Source organism: Metamycoplasma auris (assembly GCF_003253435.1).
Lineage (GTDB): Bacteria > Bacillota_I > Bacilli_A > Mycoplasmatales > Metamycoplasmataceae > Metamycoplasma > Metamycoplasma auris.
On sequence record NZ_QKUB01000014.1, the window covers coordinates 1 to 7,177 of the forward strand.

5 protein-coding genes are annotated in these 7,177 nt (G+C 26.3%); all 5 read right to left on the reverse strand.

Translation table 4 applies throughout. The features are described from left to right. Window positions 1-559: 559 nt before the first annotated feature. The gene (locus tag BCF89_RS08655) at window positions 560-1,567 is read right to left on the reverse strand and encodes a BspA family leucine-rich repeat surface protein (protein WP_111518897.1); all 1,008 of its coding nucleotides are present in this window, start codon (window positions 1,565-1,567) and stop codon (window positions 560-562) included. 157 nt (window positions 1,568-1,724) lie between these two features. Next, window positions 1,725-3,116, reverse strand: coding sequence for a DUF2130 domain-containing protein (locus tag BCF89_RS03125; protein WP_111518899.1), 1,392 nt, complete (start codon window positions 3,114-3,116; stop codon window positions 1,725-1,727). A 191-nt stretch (window positions 3,117-3,307) separates the two neighbouring features. Further along, a complete protein-coding gene (locus tag BCF89_RS08660; protein WP_111518901.1) occupies window positions 3,308-5,083 on the reverse strand; it encodes a M28 family peptidase in 1,776 nt (591 codons plus the stop codon). Between the two features lie 418 nt (window positions 5,084-5,501). Next, window positions 5,502-6,755: a hemolysin family protein gene (locus tag BCF89_RS08665; RefSeq protein ID WP_111518903.1), complete on the reverse strand. Its 1,254-nt coding sequence runs from the start codon at window positions 6,753-6,755 to the stop codon at window positions 5,502-5,504. 105 nt (window positions 6,756-6,860) lie between these two features. Then, window positions 6,861-7,177: IS3 family transposase (locus BCF89_RS03140; RefSeq protein ID WP_146236474.1), on the reverse strand; the 317-nt coding region annotated here is incomplete at its 5' end.

The following is a 7,177-nucleotide window of genomic DNA, read 5'->3' on the forward strand; positions in this document are numbered from 1 at the left end:
TCATATTTTCCATATAAAATTAGATCTTTATATGTCATTAATGAGGTTTTATATTGAACAATATCACTTAGTTTTCACTGTTCTCAAGCGTTAGTTATAAAACACAAGATATGACTAAAATTAAAGAAATTAAAACACAAATTAAAATGAGAAGTTCTATAGTATGACAAAAACTTATGCCATATAAGTTGCTCTATATATTTTTTTTCTTTCCTAATTTAATATTTATAGATAATTTAATTTTATAAACATTAGAAATTTCTTTTAAGTTTGATGAAGAAATTATGGATGCATTTTATTTTTTCTTATTTTTTTTAACAATATTATCTATTTCATTAAGGCAATATCACAATGTTTCTTATATTCAATAAAGAGATGCAAACTTAATTGTTCAATTATTATCTTTAAGTTTCTTTCTCTTAGTTCCTATAAAACACGTTCATTAACTATTTGCATTTCTAATCATACACAAGAAAGGTCATATCGTAATTTATTATTAAAAATAAAATAGGCACTAACAATTATTGAGGCCTATTTTTTATTAATATTAGTTATATGTCTATTTTAGTTTATCTTTGTTAATTTTTCAAGATGAAGCAATTTTATCAATATGTTCTAATTTATTAGCACCCTTAAAGAACTCTTTTGAGTTTTTTAGGTTTGACATATCTCAATTACTTAAATCTTGATTGAAATTAATGGCATAATAAAATGCTTGTTCGCCCATAATAATGTTCTTTGTCATTCATTTATCTAGGTTTTCTATACTTTCAGATTTTAGATTATAAAATGATAGGTATAAAGAACTTATTTTTTTAGGTAGATGAATTGGAACTTTAATTGTATAGTTAGGAAGTGGAGTTAGAGTTATATTCTTATTATTCCCCTGTTTATCATTATAGAAATATCCTAGTTGTGTTATGATAATTTTTTCATTTGATTTTTTATTTTGACTGTTTCAATTATTTACATCATTAGTTAATATATTTGTATCATTGCCAGAAATATAATATTTTGTAATTACTCTATTCTCTAAAACTTTTCCTAATTTAACTTCAAACTGCTGTGATCTTAATTGTAGATGAATTTTATTATTCTTATTTCCTTCAGTATCAACTAAAAGATGTTTATTCTTATCATCTTCATTAACTAGTTTTAAATCTTTAATTCCTTTTTCATTTGCATAAACATTTATTTGATCTAAAAAGTCTTGTTGGGTATGGAATGAACCAAAGGCATCCTTATGTTCTTTGATTATTTCTTTTAGTTTTTCAACATCTTCTAAATCTTTTGCATTTTCTTCTTCCATCTTTCTAATTTCTTCATCATTTGGAGTATCTATCTTATAAGTTCCGCCATTTGCATTCGCATTTGGATCATCAGCTTGATGATTGTGTGAATTTTCATGATTTGAATTATTATCATTGATTGATGAATTAGATGAAGAATCATTATTAGTTTTTTCTTCTTGTTTAATTTTCTTTTTACATGAGGCTGCAACTAAAGGAAAAGTTGCTAAAGATATAATAGAACTAAAAGAAATTAGGATTTTGTTTAATTTTTTCATAAATATAAATTCTTTCATTAATTGATATTATTAAGGTTAAAAGTTTGATGAAAAAATAATACCCACTTTTTTTTTTTTTTTTGATTTTGATTATTTTTTAGTATAAAAAATTAAAAAAATGGCCGCTTTTGGCCATTTTATAGATAAAGGATAAGAATTACTCAGTAATATTTTCAATTCTTTTAGTTAAGGATTCAATTTTAAAATCGTTAATTTTGTTTTCAACTGTTCTTAAGTGACTTTCAACAATAATTCTTGTACTTTCTAAAATCTTAGATGCTTCATTATGAATTTTTTCAGCTGAATTTCTAATATTCTTAACATGGCTATCAATATTTTTTAGAGCATTATTAAGCAAGTTATTTTTAAATTCTTCAAATTCATTAAGAATATCATTCTTTTCTTTGAAGCTTAATTCCTCATTAATTTTACTTAATTTTAAATCTTTATATTTTAAGGCTATTGTTTCTAGTACTCCTAGCATAATTGTAAAGTATGGAGGTCTTACAACAAACATATTATTATATTCTTGAACTCTATAAATCAATCAATCAGTATTTTGATATTCAAGTTCACTTACTAGTAAAGCATAATCTAAATTCTTTTTATCTCGATCATCATTTAGTTTCTTGTAGTGTTCATGATTTTTCTTTTTATTTTCAGAATTTAATAATTCACTCTTCATTTCACACATAACACCAAGCAAGAGGTTTTGTTTTTCTTCTTCAGCATAGACTTTAAATATAAAGTCTCCTTTGGTTGCCTTCATATCACCATTATTTTTGATTGCAATTGTATCTTTTTCAAATGTTGAAGTTTTGAATGCATATGTAGAAACATTGTTAAATTCATTTAGGCAATAATTTTCTAAATCTTCACCAATTATTTTTATATTCTTAGATAACTTCTCACGTTTTAATTGTTCATTTTCCCTAGATAGTGTTTGAATCTCTAAATCCTTTGCTTGACTTGATGTTATTAATTGATTAGCATGATTCAATTCAATTGTTTCTAATTGATGCTTTACATCTTTTAATTCCGTTTCTAAATTATTTCTTTGTTCACTAAAACCTAAAGTTAACTTAGCTATTTGTGTTTCATATTGCATCTCTAAATCTTGTTGTCTTTTATCTAACTCATTGTTGAAATTTAGAATTTGTTCTTTTAGATTATCAATCTCATTTTGCTTAATTAAACTAATCTCTTTTTCCTTAGATGTAATTTTTTCTTCAATCGACTTATTTATTTCTATAATTTGAGTATTTAGTTTTTCGATTTCAAGATCTTTACCCTTTTTTTCTTCCTCAAATATTAAAGATTGATTAGCTAATTGCTCTTTAAGTTTAGATTCGAATACTGATTTTAATATTTCACTATTTTCTTTAAGTTTTTTTTCGTAAACTCTATCTTTTGCGTTATTAATTTGATCCAATATGATTGATAAATCAATCGACTCAGCATTTGATAGATCAATGATGTCGCCTTTTTTTGCATCCTCTGCTAGTTCAATTGTGTGTTGATTCAAAATTATAAATTTTATTTTTTCCATCTTTATTTTTTATCCTATTATCCTAAATTAACAATTATAAAAATACTATATTTTTAAATGATAAGTATCTATTATTTATATTTAATTTTAATATATTTAAAACACAAAAAACAGTTTTAGATGAGATATAAATTAACAATAAAAAAACTCTGAGTTTAAGTATTTCTCAGAGTTTTAAAAGACTTAATTAGTTATTCAAAGTATACAACTTTTTGCTTGCCATCTTTTTGTGTTTGATATTGTCAATTAGATACTAAATAAGATATTACAGTTTCATATGTTGTATCTAGTTGATGATAGTATTTAGCCCCAAAATTATCATCAAATCATTGTGGAGTATCCAAGTCACTGTGTCATATATTTCCAGTAACTGCAAAGTCAGATTTCTTATATTTCTTTTCATCAAATTTATATGTTTTTAGTGTCCCATCACCAATGATTGTTTCAATCAATGGTGTAGGTTGCAATTCATAGCTAACTTTGCCATCTTTATCTTTCTTTTCTACTTTTCTTAATCATGCATTTGGGTTGGTTGTCATCGAGTAACCATCATATTCACCTGTACTTGGAGCATAAATTGAATAATTAGTTGCTTCAATGTTAGCGATTGGCATTTTCGCTTTTAAATAATATGGCGCATGATCTGAGAAATCCCCAGTTTCACCAGCTCTAAAACCGCCTGGTTCATACATTGGATGGATATTCAACTCTTGATTAATATCATTTAATCTTAGACTTCTTTGTCTTGAAATTGTATGAATTTGGTCACGTAAATGTTGTGAAACATTTGCATTTTTATTTGTTTTAGCTACCCTTGAATCTGGTCCATGGACATGCAATACATCTCCACCGGCTACTGTATCCATATTAATCATTCCTAAAGAATTTTTTTGCATCTCAGTCATTTGTCCACTTCTTTCGGAAAGAAAGTTATGAACAAATGCTTCTGATCCAAAGAATCCTAATTCTTCTGCATCAGCAAAAACAATATGTAATCTCACACCTAATTTATTTCTATTTTTTATATTTGAAAAGTATTTTAATATTCTTAGATTAACTGAAACTGAAGTAGCATTATCTGATGCCCCTCATGAAACACCTTTTGGTCCCACATTATTCATTGAGTCATAATGTGAGACAATGAAAAAGTCTTTTACATCATTTTTATTTTCACCCGTTGGATTGATTGTTACAATTACATTATTTCCAACATTATTAAATTCGGGCGCAGTTTTATTATCTCATGGTGTTCTTGTGAATAGAAACCCATGAGTTAAAAATCCATCTTCTTTTAGTTTTGCTTCAATTTTCTTAACAAATTCATTATCTGATTTAAATACTGTTACAGGAATTTCTTTTTGTACTGTACTTCCAGTAACAAATTCTGTGCCATTTTGAGCTGTGGCCTTACCTATCTTTATTTTCTTGCCATTTATTTCTTGCTCAACTTCTTCAATTTTATTTTGAGTAGGATATTCAATTTCATCTGGATTATTATTTTTGTATCCCATTTGTTTGATCTTTTCAATTAATAATTGATATGCACGATAGTTTCCTAGATTGAATTTATCATTCTTTTTCATATCAATAATTGGATTTTTTGGATCATATGGATGAAGAACTTTATTTGCAAAAACTTTGCTTGTTAGTTTTTGATTGCCATTTAATTTAAATCCTTTCTTAATTCCAGATTCACTAATATCTAAAATGCTTTGATCAAAATTGAAGACATTGCCTGCAATCCTAGCTCTAGTTGAATAGATAAAGTCTTGAAATACCTTATATGCATCCATCTTTTTGATTTTGTCATCGATCTTATCAACTTTAAAATCATTTTGTGGATCTTTAGAACTATCATTATCATTTGAATTCTTATTTGTATTGTCACATTTGGCTGCAATTAATGGAATTGCAGTGATTGAAGCTAATGATGTTATTGTTAAAAGAATCTTATTTGCCTTTTTCATACTTTTTTTATTTTCCTTAATTTTATAAATCTAGTTTAGTTTTAAAATGTTTCATTTTTCAATAATGCTTTTAATATTTAATTCCAAACTCATAACAATATCTTCAATTAAATGATTGAACTTTTCAATTTAATTCAATTAATTAATGATTATTTATATTGCTACATCTACCATATTACACGCTTTTATTACTTTTTGTTGGAATATGATACTATTACACTAATAAATATCATCAATTACTTTAAATAATCAAAAAAAATTAATTAAAATCAATCTTTATTAAATTAATTTCAATCCCATAGAATTTAAGTTTCCTTATGTCTAAATTAGAAAAAAAATAAAAAAATAGCATATGGTTTTGCTTATTTACCTTATGCTATTTTTAAAATTTCATTTCTTAAAAAGAATGCTATTCTAACTAATTACTTCAATCAATCTCAATATAATCATATTTTTTTTCTTTTGATTTTCTTTCAAGAACTCTAAAATATACCTTATCATCTAAAACATATTTTGAATTCTTTCTCAAAGGATGTCCAATTTTTTCTTCTAATCATTGGGATAGAGTTTGATTTTTTTCTTTTTCGCTTAGTTCATATTCAAGATATTCATCTAGTTCTAACTGTTTTCAAAGGGCTTTCATACGCACAATTCCCTTTGCTTCACAACATTCTAAACTAATTTCATAAATTAATTCATCAGTGTCATATTCATCATAGATTTCACCAACTACTTCTTCAAGAATATCTTCAATTGTAATAATCCCAATTGGTTTGTCGCTATTATTACTTTCAGTAACAAAGGCCATTTGTGCTCTTGATTTACGCATCTTTTCAAGTGCAACTGAAAGAATTGAGTTAGTTGAGATCTTAGGAACTGTTTTAATATAGTTCATAATATTTCCTCTTGTTAAGAAGAAAATATCCTTAAGTAATAGAATACCAATTAGTTCCCCATCTTTTTCGACAGGAATTCTTGAATAATTAGTTTCTTTAAACATCTTTAGTGCATCTTGCATCGATGCTTTGTAATTAATAAAATCAACATTTTTTAACTTTATGTAATGTTGTGCTACTTTCGTTGAATCAAGGTTCAAAACGTTTTGTGCCATTGCTGATTCATTAATTTCAAGTACACCTTCATCTTGAGCAATATTTAAAAGATTCTTAACTTCCTCTTCAGTATTGGTTATATAAATTTTTTTACCAATTTTTGAAATTGGATATGTAAATGGAATGAAGATTCAATATAACATCTCAATGAATCAGTAGAATGATTTAACAGTTTGTTCTGGCATTGCTTTTGCAAATAACTTTGGTACAATTTCAGCAAACAAAACAATAATCGGCGTCATTACTACAGTTGATATAATTGAAGCAAGACCAGCTTTATCTGCACCAAATGCTATTGTTAACAAATAAACCAAAAGTGCAGATGAACCAATATTTACTAAGTTATTTGCAATAAGAATAGTCCCAACAGTTCGATTGAAAAATCTATGTTGTTTTTCAATAATTTTTGCACATTTAACTTTCTTTTCAATCATCGTTTCAATTTTAGCTCTCGAAAGGGAAGTATAAGCCGTTTCACAGGCTGAAAAAATTGCTGAACAAACAAGTAAAATTATCATTAAAAATATTAAAAGTGTAAATTGCCACCAGGCGAGGCCCATTTAATTTGTCTCCATAAAATATTAAAATTTTGATATATAAATATTAGCAAAAAAAAATTATTTTCATCAAATAAGCTTTGCAGAGTCCCCCAAAAACCGGAATGTTTAACTGCTGTGGTTGTCCCTAAATTTAATTGGGGACAACCCAGCGGTTTTATAACTAATTCGTTCCGCGTTATATCAGGCGATATAACTGTCTATTTTATCAGTAAGCTCTTCTATACTTTCAATTTTTCGATTATAAAACATTTCTTTTTTCATAATTCCTATAAGATTTTCTATTGAGGCATTGTCTAAACAGTTGCCCTTTCTTGACATACTTTGAGTGACATTAGCATTTTCTAAAACTTTAGAAAAAGAATGATGTTGATAATGGAGTCCCTGGTCAGTATGAATAATTGTCTCTCCCGGGATCACTTTAT